Genomic DNA, 22,796 nt, shown 5'->3' with positions numbered 1-22,796 from the left:
ACTTCAGTCCTCATTAACAGTTTTTAATGTACTTTTCGAGAGCAGCCCTTCCACCAAACCCAGCCCAAAATCCGCAGCTAATGCCATTGCAGCGGCCGGAATTGCCCCAGCCAAAAGTAACTGATTGTTGACTGTAGCAACGCCCCGAAAAATAAATACTCCCAAGCCGCCGGCACCAATTGCCGCCGCGATCGTTGCTAGCCCGATCGCAATTACGGAGGCCACTCGCACGCCCGCCAAAATCACGCCCAGGGCTAGGGGAATTTCCACTTGCCACAACAGTTGCATATCGGTCATTCCCATGCCTCTTGCTGCTTCGGCAATCGCCGGATCGACGGCGACAATGCCGGTATAAGTATTGCGGATTATTGGCAGTAAAGAATAGAGAGTGAGGGCGATAATTGCCGTGCGATCGCCTATTCCGCCCAATACCGGAACCGGAATTAGCAAGCCAAACAAAGCTAAACTGGGAATTGTTTGCATAATATTTGCAAATCCCAAAATCGGCTTTTTCAATTTGGGTTTTCTCGTTACTAAAATTCCGAGGGGAATCCCCACAATAATAGCGATAAAAATTGCCACAGTTACTAAATATAAGTGTTCGAGCGAGCGCTGAAATATCTCAGCGCCGTAGCGGTTGATAAATTGGCTCATTAGGTAATTGGTAATTAGTAATTGTGGTATAATTGAATATCTCGTAGGGGCGGGTTCACCAATATCTTTAATTCCTAGCCCTCAGCTTCAAAAACCCGCCCCGCCCATACCCATAAACGAAGAATGCGATCGCACGTAATATTACCCAGTCCCCGGTAATTGCAAACAATCAATAAATGCCCGAGCTTCTGGATGCTGAGATTGCAGAAAATCATCGGGCGATGCCAATTCAACCAACCGCCCATCTTGCATCAAACCAATTCTAGAAGCTAACAAAAAAGCTTCTTGAATGCCGTGAGTCACAAAAATCACAGTTTTGCCGAGTTGCTGCTGCAATTGACGGAATTCCCGCTGCAATTCCAGGCGAGTAATCGGATCTAAAGCACCAAACGGTTCGTCCATTAACAGCACCGGAGGGTCAGCCGCCAGCGCTCGGGCGACGCCTACACGCTGCCGCTGTCCGCCGGATAACTGATGGGGATACCGTTTGGCGAAGTGCTGGGAATCGAGGTTGACTAATTCTAACAGTTGGCGGACGCGAGATTGAATGCGCGATGTTTCCCAACCTTCCAATTTCGGCACTAAACCGACGTTTTGCTCGACGGTAAAATGGGGAAACAAACCGATTTCTTGAATTACGTAGCCAATTTTTCGCCGCAGTTGAATTGAATCCCAATCAGTTGTCGGTTTTCCCATGACAAGCACTTCGCCGCTGCTTGGCGTCAGTAAATTGTTAATCAATTTCATGGTGGTAGTTTTGCCGCTACCGCTGCGTCCCAGCAATACTAATACTTCTCCTTGCAGCACTTTGAAATTGAGTTTGTCTACTAAATGTCTGCGGTTGAGGCGATATGTAACGTCGAGGCATTCGACAGCAACTTCATGATTGATATCCATGATTAGTTTTGGTGATGTTAATTTTAATAAATCGTCAATCAGCTAGCGGGAAAATCCCCAATTCTTCAATCTAAAATCTAAAATCTAAAATCGACTTGGTTTTGCCATTCTAGCAACAATGCTCGACATTGGAGGCAAGTTAATTTTTTGAGCAAGTCGCGAATTCCGTGGGGGGTGACAGGATATGCAGCACCGATGAGTTCGGGGTTTACTGTGGCTGTGGGGTGCAATTCTGCTACAAAACCGTAGAGTTTTTGATTGGAAAAGGAACTGTTGATTGCCCAGCCTGTGGTGTTGATTGGTTCGATGCGGGCGATCGCACTTTCTGTCACGCCTAGTTCTTTTTTGATTGTAGCTGGAACTGCGGCTGCTGGCGTTGCGGCTTCCGGTACCCTACCGCCGGGAAAATCTAGAGTTGGTTCTGCTACGCCGGGGCGATACATCGGTGGGGGAAACAGCAATTTGTCAGCTTGAATTGTTAAGACTACCACTGAATCTGCTCTTTCTACTCGCCAATATTCTACTATTTGTCCTTCGGTTGTTTCCAGATGTTCGCCAATTAGTTTTACCCAGTGAGAGTTGATTTCTACAAATCTATCTAGGGTTTTCCAGTGAGATTTTTCGGTTGGGTTCATGTTGACAGTTGACAGTTGACAGTTGACAGTTGACAGTTGACAGTTGACAGTTGACAGTTGACAGTTTATCGAAGGAAGAAGGAAGTTCGGCAACGGATTGTGAAACGGATGTAACGGATGTAACTGATGGATATTGCATGAGGCCGGTGAAACCGGGTTTTTTGCGTCTACTTCGTTGCAGCCCACAGATGGGCGTAAAAAACCCGGTTTCTCAGAGTCGGAGTGCGTCCAAGACTGAGGAATTAAGAACCTCCTAGCCGTCGGGTGCGGTTGCTGTGAATTAGATGTTTTTCCGATCGTAATTGATAATTGCCGATCGCAACTTTAGCCGATCGGTCTTTTGTGCTTTGACCCGATTTTTCGCTCTCGATTGTAAATTTTTGCTACAAGCCTACACATTCGCCTGGAAAATTCAGTAGCATAGACTACAGAATCAAGTCGATCAGCGCCTTCGCCCTGGTGCAGACTTTTACCTCTACAGGAGTAGTTATGCAACTGCAAACAGATATTCGTACTCGGCAACCGCAACCAACGCTAGGAAGCGCCGCCACTGCCCGCGACTGGGAAAAATTTGGCTGCGCCGTACCTGCACCAAAATTGGTTCCTTCGATGTGGGTCAAATTGTTCAATCCGCCAACAGCATTCAGTTTTGACGAAGCGTGGCTGTTGTGTGAGTGTTCGGAGGAAAAGTGGCTGGCTTGGATTCCTGATTATGGGGAAATTTTGCTGAGTACGAATGAATTTTGCGCTACTTAATCGGGAATTAGAGTGTTAAAATCCATATCCTTCGGGCTTCACAGCATATTTTTGGAAAAAACCAGGTTTCGGCAGAATTATCTCGTTTGTAGTGAGGGCTTTAGTCCTGAAAAATTAAGAAGGACTAAAGTCCTCACTACAAACCAATTAATTGAAATTTTCCCAACAAAAAGAGCAATAGAAAACTATTGCTCTTTTTGTGCAAAAATGCTATGTAGTTTTTTTCAGACAGCGGAACTTACTCGCTTATTTGCAAACTGCACGGTTATTTGCGTTTCTGACAATCGTGCCTACTTTGCCATTAATCTGAATCGGGTTTTTGGTGCTGGCTCGGATCAAGCGGGGCTGTTTGGCCAGACATTCTCTGATTGATTCTGACCAGGTGGTGAGAGCTCTGGTGTATTCTGGACGAGTCCCGGGCGCGCGAAACTGCTCGGTAATTAGGTGATCCGTGGTGATGCTAGTGTCAGTAGCCACATTGGTAATAATTGGAAAGTCAAAGGCTCTGGGTAAGGTTCTGTCAGGTATTTTGCCGGGTACCATTTGGTAGTTCATCGAGCCGCCCTTGTAGTCAATACCTGCTTGAGGGCTGGTGGGAGGGCTGGTTTGAGCGAAGGCGGGAACAGGCAAGCTTGCTACCAAAACGGTGCAGCAACTCCAAAATAATTTCGATTTCATCCGATTCATCTCCTCAAGTTTATGACGGTTAGCACTCATTAGGTAGAAACCCAAAACATTAGCTTTAATTTATAAAAAATCTGATGCTAATGAACTTTTTATCTGGAGTTTTACCACCTAATTTATTACCAGACATTCTCAAAAATGTTAATACTGGTTGGTCTGACAAACTGTAGAATGGTTTCAGTTGAGTTAGACATTTACACATCTGAAGTTGTTACAGCGTTGGGGACTCGGTTTGACCAGCATGATTCATTTTCGATCGATGTCATTGGAACTTTATCAAATTTTGTCTCAGATATCAAGTTTTGTCGATCGCATATCGCGTTTTAACACTGTCCAAGCGGGTCGATCGCGCGAAAGAGTGTTGCGGGCTCGCCCCAGGGGGAGAAAGATGCTAAAGTACATCGATGGGCGTTTGAGTATTTTCAGGCGACAATAAGCAGAGAAGGGGCTTGAAAATAGGTGATTTTAGTGGAAGATAGCAAATTTATAGACGTATCGGAAATCATGGGTGTTCCCGCGGCTCCTGCGGGCTACAAATCCGGCTTTGTGGGTATTGTCGGGCGGCCGAATGTCGGCAAATCCACGCTGATGAATCAGTTGGTGGGGCAGAAAATTGCAATTACTTCGCCGGTGTCTCAGACGACGCGCAACAGGCTGCGGGGCATCCTGACGACGCCGGAAGCACAAATTATTTTTGTCGATACTCCCGGAATTCACAAGCCGCACCACCAACTGGGTAAGGTTTTGGTGCAGAATGCGCGCACCGCGATTGAGTCGGTGGATGTGGTGCTGTTTGTGGTGGACGGTTCGGTAGAATCGGGTGGGGGCGATCGATATATTGTCGAAATTCTCAGCAATACCAAAGTTCCCGTGATTTTGGGGATGAATAAGTTGGACGAACAACCGGAGGATTCCGTGTTGATCGATCGCACTTACGAGCAAATTATCAATCCAGAGTGGCCTGTCGTCAAGTTTTCGGCTCTCACGGGCGAGGGTGTCGAACCGCTGCAACAGTTGTTAATCGAACATCTGGAGGAAGGCCCCTATTATTATCCGCCGGATTTGGTAACAGACCAGCCAGAACGCTTTATTATGGGCGAGTTGATTCGGGAACAGATTTTGCTGCTGACTCGGGAAGAAGTGCCGCATTCCGTAGCAATCGCGATCGACATCGTTCAAGAAGAAGCGAAAATTACCCGCATTCTGGCGACAATTCACGTCGAACGGGATTCCCAAAAAGGCATTTTAATCGGTAAAAGCGGCAGTATGCTCAAGTCGATCGGCAGCGCGGCCCGAGAACAGATTCAAAAGTTAATTGAAGGCAAAGTATATTTGGAGTTATTTGTCAAGGTGCAGCCGAAGTGGCGACAGTCGCGCACTCGTTTGGCAGAATTGGGCTATCGGGTAGAAGAGTGAAATTTGGGCAGTTGGCAGTTGGGGTTCTTCCGTTCTATGAATCAAGAATCGAGCACGACTTTCGCTCAGAGAGAGTTTCATCGGGTGCGGAGAGTCGATACAAACTCCCGCTTAACAACTAGAACGCCATTCCAACAAGCGTACAGTAAACTGAGAGCAGCCCCATTCGCCCCAGTTGACCTATGCCACGTTGGTTCAATACTGCTGGCCCATGCCAAGAAGACATTCATTACGCACTGTCGCCCACGGTACGCTTACCAAGCTTAGAACGGTTAATCGCTCAACGCAACTATTTCGTCATCCATGCACCCCGGCAAGTGGGGAAAACCACCGCTATGCTGGCGTTAGCCAAACAACTCACCGAAAGCGGACAATACACCGCCGTGATGCTGTCAGTTGAAGTGGGCGCACCCTTCAGTCAAGATATTGCTGGTGCAGAAGAGGCTATTTTGGGGGCTTGGCGACGGGCGATTTCGATTCGACTTCCCCCAGAATTGCAGCCGCCTGCTTGGCCCTCGTCGGAACCGGGACAGCAAATCGGCGATGTACTCAGCCTGTGGACACAATCTTCTCCTCGTCCTTTGGTGGTTTTCATCGATGAAATTGACGCACTACAAGACCTTGCTTTGATTTCTATTCTGCGCCAACTGCGCGATGGTTATCCCAATCGCCCGAAAGCGTTTCCTCAGTCTATTGGCTTAATTGGTTTGCGGGATGTTCGCGATTACAAGGTGGCTGCGGGGGGAAGCGATCGACTCAATACATCCAGTCCGTTTAATATTAAAGTGCGATCGATTACTCTGAGAGATTTTAATGCCTCAGAAGTCGCGGAACTCTACGCGCAACATACCCAAGATACCGGACAAGTTTTTACACCTGAAGCCGTAGCCTTAGCTTTTGAACTGACTCAGGGACAACCTTGGTTAGTGAATGCTTTAGCTAAGGAAATTGTAGAAGAATTAGTAACAGATGAATTTATAGAAATTACACCACAACATATTTTATCAGCTAAAGAATTTTTAATACAACGGCAAGATACGCATTTGGATAGTTTGGCAGAACGACTGCGAGAAAACCGAGTCAAAGCCATTATCGAGCCGATGCTAGCCGGACGAGAATTGCCAGAATCTTCTAATGACGATCGCCAATACCTCGTAGATTTGGGCTTGCTCAAACGAGATCCAGCCGGCGGTTTAGTCATCGCCAATCCGATTTATCGAGAAGTGTTGCCGCGAGTTTTGGCGCAAGGGCCGCAAGATAGTTTACCGATTATCAGTCCGAGTTGGTTGAACGATCGCGGCGAACTACTACCAGATGCACTCCTGCAAGCATTTCTTGCATTTTGGCTGCAACATGGCGAACCGTTACTTAAAAGTGCGTCTTATCCCGAAATAGCCCCTCATTTAGTGTTGATGGCATTTCTGCATCGCGTGATTAATGGTGGGGGAACATTGGAGCGGGAATATGCGATCGGACGCGACAGAATGGATTTATGTTTGCGTTATGGTGAGGTAACATTGGGAATTGAACTGAAGGTTTGGCGAACTCGGAAAGTCGATCCGTTGAGTAAAGGGTTGGAACAGTTAGATGGATATTTGGCTCGATTGGGAGAAGATGAAGGGTGGTTGGTGATATTCGATCGACGCGAGAATGCGATCGAATTAGAAGAACGGTTGAATACTGAAATTCATCTGACACCAATGGGGCGAACCGTTACAGTTATTCGTGCGTGAAGAAGTTCTGATGAATGTTTTGGTTCTGGCGATCGCCGAGGGTGTGCGAGCGACTCTCTTTCACCCATAAAATGGGATTTTCGCACCCCGTCCACCTCGATTTAATACATGAGTATAAGTCATCGTTGTTTGCACGTCTTTGTGTCCGAGTAACTCTTGTAAGGTGCGAATTCCGTGTTGACATTTATCCGTAGTTTGCGGTATAGTCATCTTAGAAACGACATTGTACCGCAACTGCAATACAATATTTTTTATAGGATAGGAAAAATTAATTAGGGAAACTAAAATGGCAATTAACACTTCTTTAGAGGAACGGCTTGCAGCAGTGGAAGCAGCGATCGCCCAGTTGCAGAAGCAAATTGTGGCTTCTGGACCGACGAATTGGTTGCAACAAATTATAGGGTCTTTCAAAGATGAACCTGCCTTTGAGGAGGTACTTGCCTATGGACGAGCGATTCGCCAAGGGGATGAGTCTCTCCTCGAAGCTCAAGATGAGCTATGAAATATTTACTGGATACAGATCATCTGAGTATTCTTCAACGTCAAGCAGGCATAAATTTTAGCAACCTTTCGACGCGCATGGCTCAGTACCCGCTATCAGATTTTGCCGTATCGACTGTAACGTTTCACGAACAGATGCTTGGCTGTCACGCTTATATTAATCGTGCTCGTAACCCGGATGACGTAGTGAGAGGGTATACAATGATGGCGCGGCTCGTTAGTGACTTCAAAGTGTTGCCCCTTGTCTCATTCGATGCAGGTGCGGCTACAACATTCGATCGATTACAGTCACAACGGATTCAACTAGCAAAGATGGATGCTCGGATCGCGGCAATTGCAATGTTCCGTGGGTTGATTTTGTTAACCCGCAATCATAAAGATTTTGGTAAAGTAACAGGGTTATCGATCGAAGATTGGACAGTTTAAAGCGTCAGTAGAAATAGTCGTCAATCCCGTTGCCTATCGAATATTCATGCCTTCATTACAGCCGATCGCCCAGTGTTCGATCGGCTCTCTTTCACCCATCAAGTGGACTTTTCACACCTCGTCCACCTCGATTTAATACATGAGTATAAATCATCGTTGTTTGCACATCTTTGTGTCCCAGCAACTCTTGTACAGTGCGAATATCGTCACCGGCTTCTAATAGGTGCGTGGCAAAACTATGACGCAGAGTATGAGGACTAGCATTCTTAGGAATTTCTCAAAGGGTTCAGAAACCATGAGCGAATTAATCGCGCACATTGATGATCCGGTCGTCGCCATTTGCATCAACGGGTCTTACGCGGACGTAAGGAACAACCTCGACGTATACAAATGCACGAGAGGAACGTGGAAGGTGAATAGACAGCGTGCTGAAAAAGCGCGCTATGCCTTCGGGGTCTTCCACGGGCTAATTCTAGAAGTGTTCGAGATAGATGAATGGTGTGATGCCGGGACTACCCCAGATTCCTTTGGCCCTGCCCCCGGCCGCTCCGAGTTTGTCGGCAGAGTAGCGCCGGACGGGATTCGGGAAAAGTACGTTGAAAAGTTACTTCCAGACCGCTTCTATGGTTTCCCGATTCGTTACTACAATTGTTAGTTCCCGTGGTGGGCGGCATAACAACGGCATGCACCCGACGCCCCATCAGCAGGTCTCTCATGTACGTTGCATAGGGGCGCGGGTGATGCCGGGCGTTATCTCGTAAACGCTGCCTGACTTTGGAGATGATTCAGAAGCTCGATCGAGAGCTTGACAAATCAGAAAATTGGTAGAATCAATAGATACGCTTCGATCGCGCACCCATGCAACAAGCTAGTATATCCAAAAAAAAGATGTTTGTGTAAATCGTTAAAATAGTACCAAAAACAACCAAGGAGAAACCCATGTTAACCCTAGAAATGGCAATCCAAAAAATCCAACATTTTTCTCCGGAACAACGCAATAAAGTTATTGAATTTATCGAATTTCTAGAATTTCAAGCCAGCCAAACTAAAACAATAGAACCCAAAAAAGATGACTCCAATCAAGAACAATCCTTTTTTGAGGTAGCCGGAATCTGGGAAGAAAAAAATATCACTCTAGACGACATTCGCAAAGACGCATGGGGCAAAGAAAACCAATGAGTTTGTGTGACACCAATATTCTCATCGAATTATATAAAAACAATACCGCCATCATTCAAGAACTACGACAAATCGGCAGCCAGAACTTAACCATTAGCATTATCACCAGAGCAGAACTGTACTATGGCGCGCTCAACAAAAACGAACTCAACCGCATTCAAAAACACCTCGACTTACTTCAAAATATTCCCATCGATCGACCCATTTCAGAGCAATTCATTCAACTCATGGCGCAATATTCCCTAAGCCATAAACTGACAATTCCCGATGCCATGATTGCCGCCACCGCCCTAACCCATAACATTAGCCTTTATACCCTAAACCTCAAAGATTTTCGCTTTATCCAAGGCTTGAAAATATATCAATCTCCCCTGTCCCCATGACCCAAACCGAAGCCGTGGGGTAACAGATTCAGCGCACCGAACAATTCAAAAAAGGCTTGCTGCAAAAAATGTTTGTGTAAATTAGGGAATAGGGAATAGAAATAAACTCCATTTCGAGAGAAATCGGAGGCAATGAGGTGGTTAGCCGAGTTCGGTAGGAGAGAGGAATTAAGCAAGTCCCGATTGATGAAGTCAAAAACGACCTGTCAGGTTATTTGCAAGTTGCCGAGAAGGAAAGGGCATCAGCATTGAGGCAATGAAGGCGAAATCTAACAACCCCAATGCAGCGGACGGACGAGAGTCGCTGTGCTGAGTCCTGAGATAGCTACCGCCACTGATTGGGAGCGTTATCTCGTAAACACTGCCTGACTTTGGAGATGATTCGGAAGCTCGATCGAGAATTAAGGATTCTGAGGGAGATTTTCATTTCCGCCTTATGAGTCGGTACAAACCTGCCAATAACCCCGTGCGCGCGCGCCCGGGGTTATTGGCATGTGAATGTCAACAACAAATATCAAGGCAATTCCACAGAAGTAGGTTTAGCAATGTGCGGCAGTCCCCAGCCGAGTTTTTCCCGCAAAATGTGGAAATATTCAAAACGCTGCACCCGCACGAAACGCGCTGGGTAGGGCGATCGCTCAATTTGCACCCAATCCTCCGGCAAAACATAACATCCGCCGTTCCCATCTACCACCATTACCAGGCGGTTAGGACTGGCAGGTAAAATTTTGACCGGTTCGGTGTTGGAAAACACCAAAGCCCGCGAAGCCATTGAATGCGGGCAAATGGGCAGCAATTGCAGCACCGGCACTCCCGGAATAATTACAGGGCCACCGGCGGATAGCGCATAAGCCGTCGATCCTGTCGGAGTCGAGATAATTACCCCATCTGCGGCAATGTCCACAGAAGCGTGATTCCCGATCGCCACTTCAAAATGGCACATACAAGTCAGCGGTTCCCGGTGCAGCACCATTTCATTGAGACAAAGCGCTTCCCAGAGGCAGTCATTTTCCCGAAACAGCCGCACGGCCAGCATTGACCTTTCTTCTATTTCGTATTCTCCGGCGATCGCCTTTTCCAAAGCTTGCGGGAGCAAGTTTAGGTAAGTTTCTGTCAAAAAGCCCATGTGACCGGTATTGACAGTCAGCAGCGGCACTCCGATGGGGGCGACTTGGCGAAATGCCGACAGCACCGTACCGTCGCCGCCCAAAACCACTGCAAACTCCATGTCGCTGTCAAAACCGGGGGGGACGAGTTGGTCGATCGGAGTGTGGCACATGGGGCGATCGGGACTAGAATAGCCCAAAATTCCCCCGGCACCGGAAACCGCGCAGACCTCCCAGCCGCGGGCAGTCAGCTTGTCTTTCAACTCTTCGGCGATGCGACAAGAGACTGGTTTAACGTCGTTGTATATAATCCCAGCTTTCGGCACTTTAAAATGTAAAGGGCATTTTTTGTTTACTCCGTTTTTTAGTCTTAAGCTGCTCGTACTCTATTTCCTTGAGCTTCTTCATAATCAGATTAAAGTATTCTTCGAGATAAGACTCCAAAGTAGTAGTTTCTTTGGGGTCTAGTCCGAAGACGCTGTAAACGTCATCCATCGGAGCTTTCAAGGGTTTTCCGGCCGCCAAAACTTCTGAAAAAGCCAATCTGTCAGCTACGTTCCAACTCCACTGAAAGAACTTAGCAAATTGACGGGTAGCCTGCAACAAGGCATCTGGGGTGCGCGTGATTTTCGCTTGCTTCCCTGACAGCCGCTCGCACAAACGCACGATTTCTTCAGCATCCCAAGCGCGGTTTCCCACCACCGGAAAGCTTTTTTTCTCGGTTTCGGGAACCGAAAGGGCCCGGATGGCAAATTTAGCAACGTCCTGAGTGTTCATGTAGGCAAGGGCTGACGGCTTGCTGGGCAGCCAGACTGCCTGATTGTCCAAAATCGGCATTGCGTACAGGCTCAGCAGTCCTTGCAAAAAGCCGCAAGGTCTCAATATTGTGTAGTCTAGACCGGATTCTGCTAAAAACAGCTCGGTACAGCGCTTGATTTCCAACAAGGGGACTTGGGGATATTTCTCGGCGTCGAGAAACGAAAAGAATATGTAACGCTTGACGCCTGCTGCTGCTGCTGCTTGGATCAGCGATACTTTTCCGTCCCAGTCTACTCTTTTGATGCTGACAGAATCTGCTGCGCTGGCTGTTGCTGCATCGATAATAGCAGTCACGCCTTCTAGTGCTGCAGTCAGGCTGTCGGGCTGGCAAAGGTTCCCCGGTACGAGTTCGGCGCCCCATTCTTTCAAAAAGGCCGCTTTTCTGTAACTTCTGACTAAACAGCGCACCTGGTAGCCCTCGTCTAGGGCGCGGCGGGCTATTTGGCGGCCGAGGGTGCCGGTGGCACCTACAATCAATAAAGTCATCTAGGGATTAATGATGAATCTTAAACTTTCTATAAGATAGTATCAGGTTTTTGTTAAGTTTTTTATAAAAACTTAACAAAAACCTGAAATCCTCTCATTAAGCGATCGGCGACCGGCAGGATGCGCCCGGTGGAAGACCCAAGGCGTCGGGCATCCGCCAGGAGACAGCAGTGAAAAAAAAATCTGCGATCGGGAAATGCCTGCTTATTTATCGGAAGCTAAAAATTTTGCTTTCAGCTTTGATACTTATGTCTTCGCAACGATGTATTTTAATCACTCAGGAATCTGAGACGGAATTTGAATAAACCGGGTTTTTCTAATCTTGCCAATGGTGCTGCACGATATTTTTTGGTAGAAAAACCCGGTTTCTGCGTCCGGGATAAAAACTTACTCTTCGCCGCCGCCTTGCAGTTTGAGCAGCAGGAAGCCTCCACCGATACCGACGAAAATTAGGGAAAAGGACAAAAAGGCTGCGCTGAGAAATTCAGGGTTCATTTGTTTTAGAGTTCCTTGACGATCGCAAATTAAATAAACATAGTTTGACACTCTGGGCTCTGGTTAGAGACGGGGATTCTTAATTCAGCGACCTAGCTTAAAATTAACTATCTCTTGCGAGCAATTCCTGAACTATTTGACCGTACCCAAGTAACAACCAAACAGTCGAGTTTAGACAATCTGTGCGGGTTCATCTGAATCAAGCCTACTAGGATACTGGCCTAGAGTTTGGGCGTGTCGGGCCCTACTTTTTTCTCGAAATTTTTAGTTGGGCCCGTTTCCGGGTCAAGTTTCGCGCTTGCCTAACTGTTTTGAGAGCGGCTGGGTATCTCACTTGAGATTACTACTTTTTGACCGATCGTTCCACAAGCCGATCGCGCTTTAACGTATCAACCGCCCTGCTGCCTGTGTCATGGTAGGTATTTTACTGTATCGAGCTACTAATATCAACAGATCGGCATCAAAGAACTCAACAGCCAGTGTCAAGCCTGCTGCGAGCTGTCATCCGTCTCGGATTCGCGGGGTTTTCGGCCTTTTTATGCGATTTTTGGGAAATTAGCTGGCTAAATGCTAAAATTTCAGTGCCGAAATTCCTGTATTTTGTTGGAGAAAACTGCCTTGAGTCTCGATCGGGAATCAAAACTAGCTGTAACTCTCGGAGATCCGGCGGGAATTGGCCCGGAAGTGATTCTCAAGGCTTTGGCAGATCCCGCTGCTGCTTTGATGGTGACGGTTTTCGGATCGCGGGCAATTTTGCAGCAAACTTACGATAAGCTGCGATCGAGCCATCGAGCAGCAGAAGCGGCAAATCCTGAAATATTAAACATTATTGATATCGCACCCGACACCAAATGGGGCTCCATTGTCCCCGGTGTTGGCAGTGCAGCGAGCGGGGCTGCTAGCTTTGCGTATATGGAAAGGGCGATAGCCCGTACCCTTGCCGGCGAATTTTGTGCGATCGTCACCGGCCCGATTTCCAAGACTTGCTGGCAAGCTGCCGGTTACAATTATCCAGGACAAACAGAACTGCTCGCAGAAAAAGCGAAATCGCAGCGGTTCGGAATGCTGTTTGCCGCCACATCTCCCCACAGCGGCTGGACGCTGGTAACTTTACTCGCTACCACACATATTTCCTTGCGTCAAGTACCCGATGCTTTGACTCCAGAATTGCTGAGCGAAAAACTAGAATTGCTGGTAGAGTGTTTGCGGGAAGATTTTGGGCTCCAAAGACCGAAAATTGCGATTTCTGGCTTAAATCCTCACAGCGGGGAAAATGGGAAACTGGGAAATGAAGAGCTTTCTTGGATGATACCTTGGTTGGAAACGCAGCGCGATCGTTTTCCTCAAGTGCAGTTAGACGGGCCAGTACCTCCCGATACTCTGTGGGTAAAACCGGCTAAAGTTTGGTACGGTTTGGCCAAAGAAGCTCACGACGGTTACTTGGCAATGTACCACGACCAAGGGTTGATTCCAGTAAAATTGATGGCTTTCGACAAAGCAGTCAACACTACAGTTGGCTTGCCCTTTGTCCGCACATCTCCGGATCACGGCACAGCTTTTGATATTGTAGGTCAAGGGATTGCCGATGCCTCCAGCATGACAGCAGCATTGCAGTTGGCGGCCCAGTTGGCTAGTCGCAGAGCAGCAGTTAAAATAGGGCGATAGCTTTAAGTACGTCTGACACTGCGCAAAATTGTGTCAATCCTATTGATGTTCGCACGCGCGCCTCGCGGCAAGCAAGCTGGTCATTTTAGTCGATCGGTTAAAATCAGATTTTGGTATCAGAGTATGGCAGCATCTAATGATAATTTAGGCAAAATATATCAGTCAGAAAAAGAGGTTTCTGATGCGAGTCAGGCAATTCCTAAAGCAGGAGATCAACTTCACGAATTGCTAATCATACTGACAGAATTGCACTTATTGAAGCAATCAAAAAAGGAACCAAGCGAGCTGAAGTTACCGCTGTCAGACAAGCAGGTGGAGCGACTTGAGGATGAGGAAAATCGGCGCAACCAATTGTCTTTTCTGATCGAATCACCTGCTCTTGTACCGGAAGTGTTGAACGATCGTGAAGAGATACCATCTCAAAGACGAGAAAACCATAATGAGGAACCCGGTTTATCTAGAACCGCGAATGTAGCAAACAATTATCGACCGTCGGAGGAACAATTAGAACAAGCTCTGGAGGAGTTTAAGCGGTTGCAGAAACTGCTGTTTGAAAGGGATTTGCCGGAATTTTACAGTAATGTTTTCAGCGTGGAACAAAGGTTAGAAAATTTTGAGAAGCTAATGTCGGAACCGAAAGAGTTGATGAATTTACTGAAGCCGTTAATTCCTGAGTTAGTGAGAGAAGAATTAGAGCGGTTGAAGTCGGAATTAAACAAGACGATCGCACTCGCCAGCAACGCTCAAATGAAGCCTCTAGAATTGCAGGCAAAATTAGCGGATTTGGAAAATCAACTTGCTAGCTTCAACCACCAGCAACTGCCAAATCCTGAAGAGTTAATTAAACGGTTGATGCCGGTGGTGGGCGAGCTGCTCAACCGCAAGGTAGAGGAGTCTAAGTTAGAGGTAGCTTCGGCGATCGCACCAACAGTCAATCAAGTAATTCACAATCAAAACGGACTGGAAGAACAAGTAGTAAGAATTGAAGATAAACTTGCGAATATTCAGCAGCGTTCCCAGCAGCAACCGGAAGATTTAATCAAGCAGCTAGTGCCGGTAGTGAGCGAGTTGCTGAACCGCAAAATTAGTGAATTAAAGTTAGAGGTTGTCGAAGCTGTGGCACCCTCGGTACAGGTAAGAATAGCTTGGGTTGAAATAGAAGAAAAAGTATTGAGCATCATCGAGCGCCGGCTGGCTGCCCAACAGTCGCCAATTCAGCAGCCGGAAGAGATAATGGCGGTGCTAATGCCAGCAATTACTGATTTGCTGAACCGGAAAATCGATGAATCCAAATTAGAGGTAGCAGCGGCGATCGAACCTTTGATAGAATCAGCAATTCTACAAAGAGAAGTTCAAGGAAAATTGAGCGACGTAGAAAGTAGAGTAAATAATCTTCAGCGACAGCAAAAGTCTCAGCCGGAAGAAATCATGGCAAGGTTGATGCCGTTAATGATTGAGTCGCTGAACCGGAAAATCGACGAGACAAAGTTAGAGCTGAGAGAGGCGATCGCACCTGCTGTCAATACTGCCATTCAAAACAGCGGTATTGCAGCACAAATATTGCAAAATGAAAGTAAGATTGTCGAAGTTCAGCAGCAAGTGTTAGGCGAGATAGAAGGGTTGATGGCAAGAATCATGCCCGCGATCGGACAGATGGTGTCTGGAAACATCCGGGAAGCAAAGCTAGAGATAGAATCTGATCTCGCCCCGGCTGTCGATGCCATCATTCAGAATCAAAGGATCGATGAAAGACTCGCGAATATCGAACAAAAGATTGTGGCGATCGAACACCGGATTTATCAATCGACAGACTTGTTTACAGATTTACTGAAACCTTTGATTGACGAGCTGATGGTTAGCCATCACGCCCAACTAGAAAAGTCGGTAATCCAATCTATTTTACCATTATTAGATGAAGTTGTAACTTACAATTACAGACTCAACGATAAAGTTGGGGAACTCGATCGCAAAATAACTGATGCTGAATGGGGAGGAAATCAGGAAGAATTAGTGGCCCGAATTAAAGTGCTTTTTCCGGGACTGATGCTCCAAACAATTAATGAGTGTAAAAAATCATTTACCGAAACCATTGCTCCGATAATTGATGAAGTAATTAATACCAAAACCCGAGAAAACAGGCACTCGATGGGAGTAGCTATATCGCCGGCTCTTTCTGTGGGAATCAGCCACAGCATAAGTGAATCGCCCGATGAAATTGCCCTCGCCCTTGCACCGGAAATGGCCGCCGCTATCAAACAGCAAATCGCTCTCAAGCAAGAAGCGATGTCGGATGCGCTCTATCCTATAATCGGCAGCACAATTTTAAAATACATGGCCGAGACGATGCGGGATATTAACGAAAAACTAGAATCATCGTTAAGCCCAGAGGGAATTAGTCGCAAAATAAAAGCCAAATTGCAGGGAATTTCTGAAGCAGAATTGTTGATGCAAGAAACAACAGCCATGACTGTTAAAGCTGTATTTTTAATTCACGCACAATCTGGCTTAGTAATTTCAGCAGTCCAGCAGTCTGAACGCGAACAGCTAGAATCAGAGATGGTAGCGGGAATGCTGACTGCTATTCGCTCTTTTGTGAACGATTGTATAGTTCAGTCGGGAAATATTGCAGAGATTGATGCTATAGAATACGGTACATCTACGATCGTATTGGAAGTAGCGGGTTCGTGTTATCTAGCAGTAGTGATGCAAGGAGAAACCAGGCAATGGTTTAAGTATAAAATGCGAGCGATCTTCAAAAATATTATTCAAGAATACGGGGATAAAATCCAGGCATTTAACGGCGATCCAACCATGGTGCCAGCAGAAGTCAACTTGAACTTGCAAAAGTTAATTGATACAGAGCCTAAAGTTAAATCTCCCAAACTTCCAATTTTACCAATAATCGGTTTGGCAGCGTTAGGTTTAATTGGCGTACCTTGGGGAATTCATCAATACCGCAGCGGAATTGCAGCAACTTTAGAAGCAGATACGAATTTAGCTTTACAATCAGCTCCGGAGTTATCAGTTTATCGCCTCGCGGCAGATGTTAAAGATAAAGTTTTGGAGATTTCGGGACGAGTGCCGAATCAAAAGTTGCGATCGAGAGCGGAAAAAATCGCTCAGCAAGCCGCTCCCAAATTAAGAATTGACAATAAAATTATAGCCGTTGAAGTACCTCCAGATCCGGTTTTGGCCGAAGCCGATGTCAAGCGGACTGTGGCTCTTTTGAATAAATTAGAAAGCATTAATATCTCGGCTCGCTATGCAGAGGGAAAAGTCGCCGTTGCAGGGAGTGTGAGCAAAGCGACAGATGCTCAGAAAATAACTCAAGCTTTTGAGAAAATTCCGGGCGTGAAGTCTGTAACAAATACAGTGGGAATCGGAACTCAACCGCCGTCACCGCCAATAGAAGTTCGCTTTTATTTCGGTGCTGGTTCGGCAATTTTGTCGCCTAAAGAGGTAGCACAAAAGCTGAGCAAAGTCAAGGAATATATGGAGGAAAATAGCACGAGTAATTTGAGGATAATTGGCTACAGCGATTTTAAAAGCAGTCCTGCGGAAAATCAAAAGTTGGCGCTGGAAAGGGCGATAAATGTGAAGGCTGCTCTGGTTAAAGAAGGGATAAAGGGCAATAGGATACAAGTTGCTTCTACTAAGGGTCGTCCTGAAGGTGTGGAGGCAAATCAACCGCTGTGGATGAGCAGATTGGTAGTGTTTGAGGTGGTAAATTAAAGTTGGGAATGGGGAATTGGGCAAACAGGGAATTGGGAATTGTTGACTGTTAATGGCGTTGAGTGATGACAACTGACAACTGACAACTGATATCTAGCATCCGACTTGTGTCGGGGGGGGCGGGTTTATGAGATTGTAGATTACAGGCAATTATTGTTAGTGAACCCGCCCCTACAAGATTCATACAAGTGCGAATCCTGCCGGAAATGATATGACAACTACCCACTGACAACTGATTATTAAATTAATCGAACTCGGCCGGAGGTAAATGCTTGTATTCGATCGCCCGCCAAGCATACTAACAACCGGCCGCATCCGTCAATCCCGGCTGCTTCTCCGCAGATGGTTTCCGAGGAAAGTTCGATCGCCACCGGGGAGCCAATCAGCCCGTCGCGGCGGCGCAATTGGGGCAAAAGCAACGCTAAACCCCACTTTTCGGCGGGCTTGTCTGTGGTGGAAAACATATCGGCTAGTTCGAGTAAATAGTGCCGCAGCCGATCGAGCAAACACAATTCATCGGGCACATTACCAGCAAGAGAATGCAAGCTTACCGCATTGCCGAGATCCTTTTCATCCAATCCCGCAGCCGCGAAATCTACGCAGCGGTTGAGTCCAATTCCCACAACCGCGCGAGTTTTGCCAGAAACATTGCCGGAAGTGGCTTCACAGAGAATTCCGGCTAATTTTTGGCGATCGATCCAGACATCATTTGGCCATTTCAGGCGCAGCATATCGCGACATTCGGGCACCAAATCCTCGATCGCGAAAATCACGGCCAAACCGACTGCTAAACTGAGTCCGGGTAACAGATTGGGATTGAGGTTGTCGAGGACAAAACTGGCCGTTAAAACACCGCTTGGGGAGTGCCAAGTGCGATCGTATTGGCCGCGCCCGCTGGTTTGCTGCTTAGTAAATACTACATCTCCGTGGTGCAGTTGGGCCGCGCGGGCGATCGCCCAACTGTTGGTACTCGGACAGGTATCTAAAGTATGCAGCCACTCTGGGATGTTTTCGGAAGTGCGATTTGTAGATTCAGGCGGAATTAATGACTGTTCAAACAAGGTTTTATGGAAGTAATGTGAATTAAGCTCGCAGCATCTGACTTCTGTTTTTTCTATTTTGCTGGGAATCGATCGGGACTCAACTCCCTACTACAAACAAGTTGATTAAGTTTGCAGCATCGGACTTCAGTTTTTTCTATTTTGCTGGTAACTATTACAAACTTGCAGCGCCCAATTCGTCCCATGTCAACTATCAACAGTCAATTATCAACGATCAACAGTTTACGCTGATTGCTCTTGCATTTCCAGCAACTCAGGAACCGTCACAAACCGATATCCCTGCTGTTTCAAACCAGCAATCATCTCCGGTAAAGCCTTAATAGTACGAGATCGATCGCCCCCGCCGTCGTGCATCAAAACGATCGCCCCCGGCTTCGCACCTTTCAACACATTCTCCACAAAAGCGGACGGTTGAGCGCGCGGATCTGTATCGGCAGAAGTTACCGACCACATCACCACAGAATAATTCTGCTCCTTAGCATACTTAGCCAAACCATTATTCAAAACTCCCCCCGGCGGGCGGAAAAAAGAAGTCTTAACTCCCGTCGTTTCGTAAATAAGTTTTGCGGTGCGATCGATTTCATTAGCCGCCGTCGCCGCATCCATCGGATCGTACCAGTGATGCCACGTATGATTGCCGATCGCGTGACCTTCTGCGACAACTCGGCGAGCAATTTCAGGAGAACTTTCGAGAGATTTACCTATCCAAAAAAATGTTGCTTTAACATCATTTTGCTTAAAAATATCCAGCATTTGTTCTGTCGTTTCCGGCCACGGCCCGTCATCAACAGTTAAAGCAATAACTTTCTCAGAATCTTGGACTTTTCCCTCAAAAACAGTTGTTCCCTGAAACTGCTCCGGCGGCACAAAAGTCAAGCGTTGTTCTTTGGGTTCCAATACGGTGAGAAGTTCCTCAACTGTGCGATCGAGATTAAACGCTGTGCGATCGTCCCCTACTTCCTTTGCTAGCGGATTTACCGTTAAGGATTGGTTGAGGTTCTGCACCTGCACCGCAGCGGTTGCAGGATTGTTGCTTCCCTGTTGGTTTCCGGGCACCAGCGTACCGATGATAAAGCTAATCGCAGTGGCTGCAAGGGCGATCGCCACAAAACGCCATTTTTTGCGCAGTCTTTGAAACAGATGATTTCCGGTCACTTGAAATTCCTTTCACTCCACACTGCGGATAATGATAATGGGAATTTCAGGGAAAAGAAACCGAATTTTTGATAAATATGCCAAGCGGGGATTGACAGCGGGATCGTCCGGGCGATCGGAAGCGGGCGATTCACAGTGGGCGATTCACAGTGGGCGATCGGAAGCGGGCGATCGGAAGCGGGCGATCGGAAGCGGGCCTATACAGACGAAACCCGCCTCCGCGGGTTGAAGAAATTAAGGGCGATTTCAATCACCCGATATATTTAGCGGGTTAGAAGTTTTTTGAGTCCGCGGAGGTGGACATTGTTTGTATAGCCGCGATTTCAATCGCCGGGTATATCTTTAAAGCCTTGCCGCGAGTAAATCCCGAATAATTGGGATTTTCGCCGCAACTTGCGCTTGAGGTACCTCCGTTTGCACCCAACTCTCGCGCCCTGCAAGTCTCGCGCCCCACTGCTGCAACTTGGGATACTCATCCAAAGATATGCCAAACATCCCCACAGAAGGCACCGCAGTGCCCGCCACCACTTCCGCCAAAGAAAACTGTTCGCCCGCAAAAAAAGTGCGATCGGCCAGCAGCCCCTCAAAAAACCTCAGCACAGTTAATATCTGTTGCTCTGACTGTGCCAACTTTTGCTCAGTGTCTCCCGGCACGCCCAGCATTTGCCTGGTTAACGGAAACATTGCCGGCAACAGTTCATTTAACGTCACCATTTCCACCATCCGCACAATTCCCAAGGCTTTCGCCTCTGTCGGTAGCAGTGGGGGTGTCGGATATTTCGCATCTATATAATCGAGAATTGCCAGCGACTCCACCAAAGTTAAATCTCCGTCCACCAACACCGGTATGCGGTGGAAGGGGTTGATTGCCAGAAAATCGGGTCCAAATTGGTCGCCGTCGAGGTTGAGTTCGATCGGCTCAAAAGCAATCTGCTTTTCCAGAAGTGCCACCCACACGCGGCGAGAATTCAGAGAAATCGGAGTGTAGTACAGTTTCAGCATCAGATTTACCTCGGGCGACACCACCAGTTTAGCAGCCCAATGTGTTGATTTTCCGTGGGTTTTGGGGGGTGGGAGTGTTGGGCGAGGGCGATCGACACCCCATTTCAAAAAAAGATTTCAAAAAAAGTTGTATTACCCCCTTGACAGTCTTGTAACACGCAATGTAGTATAAATGTATGGCGAAGGGGAAAGAGCTTCAAACCTTAATCCCAAAAGCAATACGAACCTTGACAACTGAATAGGAAATTAACAATGTTACATACTTTTGGACATTGGCGGTGTAGACTCCGGCAACCATAACCCCCTAGGGTTGTAGTACGCGGAATCAACCGCCACCCCGTCCAAACAAAAATCTTGTGGGGTTGTAGCTCAATTGGGAGAGCGTCGCTCTGTCACAGCGAAGGTAGCGGGATCGAAACCCGTCAGCCCCGTGAGGTGATTTTAGATTTTAGATTTTAGATTTTAGATTGAGGATTTTCTGATTTTCGATTTTCTGATTTGGGATTTTCTGATTTAAAATTTGGGATTTAAGATTTGAGATTGCACAGCAATATTTCAAACGAGATAATTGCGATTTCCCTTCGGAAAGGGTTCGCCTGCAAATTCCGTTGGGATTCCCTGGTTAGGTGGCTGAGTGGCTCAAAGCATCGGTCTGCAAAACCGAATTTCGCGGGTTCAAATCCCGCCCTAACCTCTGTTCCCGATCGTAATTAAAAATTACATAAATTACACGAAATTTAATTATTTAGGGTACACACAGTCAGGTCTGTCATTCTACAAAACAGAGGAAACAAAACCTAATAGACATGGACGGAGGTTAGAAGTTATGAAGACCCAAACTACCGTTATTTCAAAGTTCATCCCCAACGATGTATCAAATAATAATGCCAGCTTGGAAGATCAGTTGACTGCGTTCGTTCAAAAATCCCTGGCTGACAGCTATTCTCAAGACGTTGATGCTACTTTGCAACAGCTTGATGCGGCATGGGAAGCTCAGAAATTGGTTTGGCAACTGCGAGATGATGCCCAAGTTTGAGCGGCGAATTTCCCGAAGCTTACTTGTTTAAAAACGAGAAATTAAAAGATGAAATCAACACTCTTTTAATGGCAGTTTTTAGCTTTGAAAAGGAACAAAACAACACAGCTCTGGACGCACAGGTAGTTAGAAACCGGGTTTTTTACGAAATTCTTTGCCGTAGCCCGCAGTAAGGGTAAAAAACCCGGTTTCTTTGAACTCATATCGCAGCGTAACTTAATGGTAAAGTCCCAAGCTCATACCTTGGTCAATGCGGGTGCAAATCCCGCCGCTGCTACCACAAGCAGGGATAGTGTAACTGGCAACACTCTGGTCTCCAAAACCAGCATTCTGAGTTCAAATCTCAGTTCCTGTGCCAAATTTTTAGTGCTGTAGGCAAATGGTTTAAGCCGCTTGGTTTTCACCCAAGTGATTTGCGGGTTCAACTCCCGTCAGCACTTTGTGTGGGTCGTTGGCAGAATGGTTTTGCAGCCGCCTTTTAAGCGGATGGATCGAGGTTCAATTCCTCGGCGACCTACCAAATTTTCAACCTTGGGTCGGCCCTCCTATTGGTGTGGGTAGCTGTCTGTAAAACAGTAGCTTAAAGCGTTGCTGGTTCAATTCCAGCCCGACCCATGCGATTTTAGATTTCAGATTTTAGATTTTGGATTTCAAGATTTAAGATTTGAGATTTGAGATTGTAACTTGCGCAAAAAACCCGGTTTCTGAGAAAAATTTTGCATCTCTACGAGAGATATTGAGATAGAAACCGGGTTTTTGACCCTCGCGGGTAAGTCCTGTGTAGTTAATATGCAGTTGTAAAACAAGAGAATGTGTTGTAATCGGACAACAACTCAGTCTGCGCAACTGAAGATTTGGGGGTTCAAATCCCTCCGTTCTCGCTAAGGAGAGGTGGCCGAGAGGCTTATGGCGCTTTCCTGCTAAGAAAGAGCGGTTTAACACCCGTCGAGGGTTCAAATCCCTCCTTCTCCGTTT

General features: G+C 46.9%; 23 protein-coding genes and 9 tRNA genes. 21 read left to right on the top strand and 11 right to left on the bottom strand.

Annotation, left to right across the window (positions count from 1 at the left end):
- Positions 1 to 3 precede the first annotated feature (3 nt).
- The 3 genes from QUB63_RS07525 to QUB63_RS07515 all read right to left on the bottom strand — a co-directional run bounded on the left by QUB63_RS07525 (position 4) and on the right by QUB63_RS07515 (position 2,186).
- Complete coding sequence (locus tag QUB63_RS07525; protein ID WP_332944193.1) at positions 4 to 654, bottom strand: ABC transporter permease; 651 nt, start codon at positions 652 to 654, stop codon at positions 4 to 6.
- Between the two features lie 141 nt (positions 655 to 795).
- Positions 796 to 1,551, bottom strand: coding sequence for an ATP-binding cassette domain-containing protein (locus QUB63_RS07520; protein WP_332944191.1), 756 nt, complete (start codon positions 1,549 to 1,551; stop codon positions 796 to 798).
- A 77-nt stretch (positions 1,552 to 1,628) separates the two neighbouring features.
- The gene (locus QUB63_RS07515; protein WP_332944189.1) at positions 1,629 to 2,186 is read right to left on the bottom strand and encodes an NUDIX hydrolase; all 558 of its coding nucleotides are present in this window, start codon (positions 2,184 to 2,186) and stop codon (positions 1,629 to 1,631) included.
- 489 nt (positions 2,187 to 2,675) lie between these two features.
- On the opposite strand from QUB63_RS07515, the gene QUB63_RS07510 reads away from it, so the two are divergent.
- The gene (locus tag QUB63_RS07510; protein ID WP_332944187.1) at positions 2,676 to 2,942 is read left to right on the top strand and encodes a hypothetical protein; all 267 of its coding nucleotides are present in this window, start codon (positions 2,676 to 2,678) and stop codon (positions 2,940 to 2,942) included.
- A 246-nt stretch (positions 2,943 to 3,188) separates the two neighbouring features.
- Here QUB63_RS07510 and QUB63_RS07505 read toward each other — a convergent pair whose 3' ends face one another.
- Entirely contained in the window at positions 3,189 to 3,620 is a 432-nt protein-coding gene (locus tag QUB63_RS07505; protein WP_332944186.1) for a hypothetical protein, read from the bottom strand.
- A 510-nt stretch (positions 3,621 to 4,130) separates the two neighbouring features.
- Here QUB63_RS07505 and era point away from each other — a divergent pair.
- From era to QUB63_RS07480, 4 genes are all read left to right on the top strand, one after another.
- The gene (era, locus tag QUB63_RS07500) at positions 4,131 to 5,042 is read left to right on the top strand and encodes a GTPase Era (protein WP_332944233.1); all 912 of its coding nucleotides are present in this window, start codon (positions 4,131 to 4,133) and stop codon (positions 5,040 to 5,042) included.
- A gap of 182 nt (positions 5,043 to 5,224) precedes the next feature.
- On the top strand, positions 5,225 to 6,775 hold the full coding sequence (locus tag QUB63_RS07495; protein ID WP_332944185.1) for an ATP-binding protein: 1,551 nt from the start codon (positions 5,225 to 5,227) through the stop codon (positions 6,773 to 6,775).
- A 286-nt stretch (positions 6,776 to 7,061) separates the two neighbouring features.
- Positions 7,062 to 7,277 carry a hypothetical protein gene (locus tag QUB63_RS07485; protein ID WP_332944183.1) on the top strand — a complete coding sequence of 72 codons (216 nt, stop codon included), beginning with the start codon at positions 7,062 to 7,064 and terminating at the stop codon, positions 7,275 to 7,277.
- The gene (locus QUB63_RS07480) at positions 7,274 to 7,702 is read left to right on the top strand and encodes a type II toxin-antitoxin system VapC family toxin (protein ID WP_332944181.1); all 429 of its coding nucleotides are present in this window, start codon (positions 7,274 to 7,276) and stop codon (positions 7,700 to 7,702) included. Before QUB63_RS07485 ends, QUB63_RS07480 begins: the two co-directional genes overlap by 4 nt.
- Before the next feature lie 91 nt (positions 7,703 to 7,793).
- Here QUB63_RS07480 and QUB63_RS07475 read toward each other — a convergent pair whose 3' ends face one another.
- A complete protein-coding gene (locus QUB63_RS07475) occupies positions 7,794 to 7,976 on the bottom strand; it encodes a tyrosine-type recombinase/integrase (protein WP_442921775.1) in 183 nt (60 codons plus the stop codon).
- A gap of 138 nt (positions 7,977 to 8,114) precedes the next feature.
- On the opposite strand from QUB63_RS07475, the gene QUB63_RS07470 reads away from it, so the two are divergent.
- From QUB63_RS07470 to QUB63_RS07460, 3 genes are all read left to right on the top strand, one after another.
- The gene (locus tag QUB63_RS07470; RefSeq protein ID WP_332944180.1) at positions 8,115 to 8,357 is read left to right on the top strand and encodes a hypothetical protein; all 243 of its coding nucleotides are present in this window, start codon (positions 8,115 to 8,117) and stop codon (positions 8,355 to 8,357) included.
- A 284-nt stretch (positions 8,358 to 8,641) separates the two neighbouring features.
- The gene (locus QUB63_RS07465) at positions 8,642 to 8,881 is read left to right on the top strand and encodes a DUF2281 domain-containing protein (RefSeq protein WP_332944179.1); all 240 of its coding nucleotides are present in this window, start codon (positions 8,642 to 8,644) and stop codon (positions 8,879 to 8,881) included.
- Entirely contained in the window at positions 8,878 to 9,264 is a 387-nt protein-coding gene (locus tag QUB63_RS07460) for a type II toxin-antitoxin system VapC family toxin (RefSeq protein WP_332944177.1), read from the top strand. The genes QUB63_RS07465 and QUB63_RS07460 overlap by 4 nt, the downstream gene beginning before the upstream one ends.
- 514 nt (positions 9,265 to 9,778) lie before the next feature.
- Here QUB63_RS07460 and QUB63_RS07455 read toward each other — a convergent pair.
- The 3 genes from QUB63_RS07455 to petM form a co-directional block, all read right to left on the bottom strand.
- A complete protein-coding gene (locus tag QUB63_RS07455; protein WP_332944176.1) occupies positions 9,779 to 10,696 on the bottom strand; it encodes an NAD(+) kinase in 918 nt (305 codons plus the stop codon).
- Position 10,697: 1 nt separating this feature from the next.
- The gene (locus QUB63_RS07450; RefSeq protein WP_332944175.1) at positions 10,698 to 11,675 is read right to left on the bottom strand and encodes an NmrA family NAD(P)-binding protein; all 978 of its coding nucleotides are present in this window, start codon (positions 11,673 to 11,675) and stop codon (positions 10,698 to 10,700) included.
- A 387-nt stretch (positions 11,676 to 12,062) separates the two neighbouring features.
- Positions 12,063 to 12,221, bottom strand: coding sequence for a cytochrome b6-f complex subunit PetM (gene petM, locus QUB63_RS07445; RefSeq protein WP_442921774.1), 159 nt, complete (start codon positions 12,219 to 12,221; stop codon positions 12,063 to 12,065).
- Positions 12,222 to 12,737: 516 nt separating this feature from the next.
- Here petM and pdxA point away from each other — a divergent pair.
- Both pdxA and QUB63_RS07435 read left to right on the top strand, forming a co-directional pair.
- Positions 12,738 to 13,835, top strand: a complete 1,098-nt coding sequence (gene pdxA / locus QUB63_RS07440; RefSeq protein ID WP_332944174.1) for a 4-hydroxythreonine-4-phosphate dehydrogenase PdxA — start codon at positions 12,738 to 12,740, stop codon at positions 13,833 to 13,835.
- A 123-nt stretch (positions 13,836 to 13,958) separates the two neighbouring features.
- The gene (locus QUB63_RS07435) at positions 13,959 to 17,567 is read left to right on the top strand and encodes an OmpA family protein (RefSeq protein ID WP_332944172.1); all 3,609 of its coding nucleotides are present in this window, start codon (positions 13,959 to 13,961) and stop codon (positions 17,565 to 17,567) included.
- A 239-nt stretch (positions 17,568 to 17,806) separates the two neighbouring features.
- On the opposite strand, the gene QUB63_RS07430 is transcribed toward QUB63_RS07435, so the two are convergent.
- Both QUB63_RS07430 and QUB63_RS07425 read right to left on the bottom strand, forming a co-directional pair.
- Positions 17,807 to 18,628 carry a biotin--[acetyl-CoA-carboxylase] ligase gene (locus tag QUB63_RS07430; protein WP_332944170.1) on the bottom strand — a complete coding sequence of 274 codons (822 nt, stop codon included), beginning with the start codon at positions 18,626 to 18,628 and terminating at the stop codon, positions 17,807 to 17,809.
- Between the two features lie 222 nt (positions 18,629 to 18,850).
- The gene (locus QUB63_RS07425; protein ID WP_332944168.1) at positions 18,851 to 19,783 is read right to left on the bottom strand and encodes a polysaccharide deacetylase family protein; all 933 of its coding nucleotides are present in this window, start codon (positions 19,781 to 19,783) and stop codon (positions 18,851 to 18,853) included.
- Positions 19,784 to 19,820: 37 nt separating this feature from the next.
- On the opposite strand from QUB63_RS07425, the gene QUB63_RS07420 reads away from it, so the two are divergent.
- Complete coding sequence (locus tag QUB63_RS07420) at positions 19,821 to 20,012, top strand: hypothetical protein (RefSeq protein WP_332944167.1); 192 nt, start codon at positions 19,821 to 19,823, stop codon at positions 20,010 to 20,012.
- Positions 20,013 to 20,125: 113 nt separating this feature from the next.
- Here QUB63_RS07420 and QUB63_RS07415 read toward each other — a convergent pair whose 3' ends face one another.
- A complete protein-coding gene (locus tag QUB63_RS07415; RefSeq protein ID WP_332944166.1) occupies positions 20,126 to 20,893 on the bottom strand; it encodes a glutathione S-transferase family protein in 768 nt (255 codons plus the stop codon).
- Between the two features lie 250 nt (positions 20,894 to 21,143).
- Here QUB63_RS07415 and QUB63_RS07410 point away from each other — a divergent pair.
- The 10 genes from QUB63_RS07410 (at position 21,144) to QUB63_RS07365 (ending at position 22,793) form a co-directional block, all read left to right on the top strand.
- Positions 21,144 to 21,216 (top strand) — tRNA-Asp (locus tag QUB63_RS07410).
- Positions 21,217 to 21,405: 189 nt separating this feature from the next.
- Positions 21,406 to 21,479 (top strand) — tRNA-Cys (locus QUB63_RS07405).
- 132 nt (positions 21,480 to 21,611) lie between these two features.
- Positions 21,612 to 21,821, top strand: a complete 210-nt coding sequence (locus QUB63_RS07400) for a hypothetical protein (protein WP_332944164.1) — start codon at positions 21,612 to 21,614, stop codon at positions 21,819 to 21,821.
- A gap of 205 nt (positions 21,822 to 22,026) precedes the next feature.
- Positions 22,027 to 22,101, top strand: a tRNA-Ile gene (locus QUB63_RS07395).
- Between the two features lie 3 nt (positions 22,102 to 22,104).
- Positions 22,105 to 22,179, top strand: a tRNA-Trp gene (locus QUB63_RS07390).
- A 7-nt stretch (positions 22,180 to 22,186) separates the two neighbouring features.
- A tRNA-Glu gene (locus tag QUB63_RS07385) sits at positions 22,187 to 22,261 on the top strand.
- Between the two features lie 5 nt (positions 22,262 to 22,266).
- Positions 22,267 to 22,341: transfer RNA gene (locus QUB63_RS07380), tRNA-Lys, on the top strand.
- Between the two features lie 13 nt (positions 22,342 to 22,354).
- Positions 22,355 to 22,436 (top strand) — tRNA-Tyr (locus QUB63_RS07375).
- A gap of 191 nt (positions 22,437 to 22,627) precedes the next feature.
- Positions 22,628 to 22,702 (top strand) — tRNA-Arg (locus tag QUB63_RS07370).
- A gap of 4 nt (positions 22,703 to 22,706) precedes the next feature.
- Positions 22,707 to 22,793, top strand: a tRNA-Ser gene (locus tag QUB63_RS07365).
- The last annotated feature ends 3 nt before the right edge of the window (positions 22,794 to 22,796 follow it).

Origin of the sequence: Microcoleus sp. ARI1-B5 (genome assembly GCF_036705795.1) — a bacterium.
Lineage (GTDB): Bacteria > Cyanobacteriota > Cyanobacteriia > Cyanobacteriales > Microcoleaceae > Microcoleus.
Note: the sequence above shows the minus strand (reverse complement) of the source record. Positions and strands in the feature narration are given on the sequence as shown.

Bases quoted from the DNA above. Each gene is read 5' to 3' on its own strand.
- QUB63_RS07525 (WP_332944193.1), bottom strand. From the start codon at position 654: ATGAGCCAATTTATCAACCGCTACGGCGCTGAGATATTTCAGCGCTCG.
- QUB63_RS07520 (WP_332944191.1), bottom strand. From the start codon at position 1,551: ATGGATATCAATCATGAAGTTGCTGTCGAATGCCTCGACGTTACATAT.
- QUB63_RS07515 (WP_332944189.1), bottom strand. From the start codon at position 2,186: ATGAACCCAACCGAAAAATCTCACTGGAAAACCCTAGATAGATTTGTA.
- QUB63_RS07510 (WP_332944187.1), top strand. From the start codon at position 2,676: ATGCAACTGCAAACAGATATTCGTACTCGGCAACCGCAACCAACGCTA.
- QUB63_RS07505 (WP_332944186.1), bottom strand. From the start codon at position 3,620: ATGAAATCGAAATTATTTTGGAGTTGCTGCACCGTTTTGGTAGCAAGC.
- era (WP_332944233.1), top strand. From the start codon at position 4,131: ATGGGTGTTCCCGCGGCTCCTGCGGGCTACAAATCCGGCTTTGTGGGT.
- QUB63_RS07495 (WP_332944185.1), top strand. From the start codon at position 5,225: ATGCCACGTTGGTTCAATACTGCTGGCCCATGCCAAGAAGACATTCAT.
- QUB63_RS07485 (WP_332944183.1), top strand. From the start codon at position 7,062: ATGGCAATTAACACTTCTTTAGAGGAACGGCTTGCAGCAGTGGAAGCA.
- QUB63_RS07480 (WP_332944181.1), top strand. From the start codon at position 7,274: ATGAAATATTTACTGGATACAGATCATCTGAGTATTCTTCAACGTCAA.
- QUB63_RS07465 (WP_332944179.1), top strand. From the start codon at position 8,642: ATGTTAACCCTAGAAATGGCAATCCAAAAAATCCAACATTTTTCTCCG.
- QUB63_RS07460 (WP_332944177.1), top strand. From the start codon at position 8,878: ATGAGTTTGTGTGACACCAATATTCTCATCGAATTATATAAAAACAAT.
- QUB63_RS07450 (WP_332944175.1), bottom strand. From the start codon at position 11,675: ATGACTTTATTGATTGTAGGTGCCACCGGCACCCTCGGCCGCCAAATA.
- pdxA (WP_332944174.1), top strand. From the start codon at position 12,738: ATGCTAAAATTTCAGTGCCGAAATTCCTGTATTTTGTTGGAGAAAACT.
- QUB63_RS07435 (WP_332944172.1), top strand. From the start codon at position 13,959: ATGGCAGCATCTAATGATAATTTAGGCAAAATATATCAGTCAGAAAAA.
- QUB63_RS07420 (WP_332944167.1), top strand. From the start codon at position 19,821: ATGGGAATTTCAGGGAAAAGAAACCGAATTTTTGATAAATATGCCAAG.
- QUB63_RS07400 (WP_332944164.1), top strand. From the start codon at position 21,612: ATGAAGACCCAAACTACCGTTATTTCAAAGTTCATCCCCAACGATGTA.